The following is a 241-nucleotide window of genomic DNA, read 5'->3' as shown; positions in this document are numbered from 1 at the left end:
AAGGAGGCGAAGAACATGAGCAAAACGTTTATCATCGAAGCCGTCATGCTCGCGGTGCACGGACAACTCATGGTACCGGGCCAACCGGTTACTTATGTGATTCCCTATACGAGTATCCAAGAGCTCTACGAGCTTCAAGCTGGCACGGATCCCATTATGCTGGAGGAAGAAGACGATGGATTCGTCAAAGAGGTGATTGGCGAGCTGATCGCATTTTTTGAGGAATCGTTTAATAAGAAAA

1 pseudogene is annotated in these 241 nt (G+C 47.7%); it reads left to right on the top strand.

Going from position 1 to position 241, the window contains the following annotated elements:
* Positions 1-15 precede the first annotated feature (15 nt).
* Positions 16-241: pseudogene (locus KVT27_RS25935) on the top strand (ADP-heptose synthase); the annotation flags it as partial.

This window comes from Lysinibacillus sp. GbtcB16, from assembly GCF_019091145.1.
Lineage (GTDB): Bacteria > Bacillota > Bacilli > Bacillales_A > Planococcaceae > Lysinibacillus > Lysinibacillus fusiformis.
This window is presented reverse-complemented; position numbering and strand designations above follow the sequence as displayed.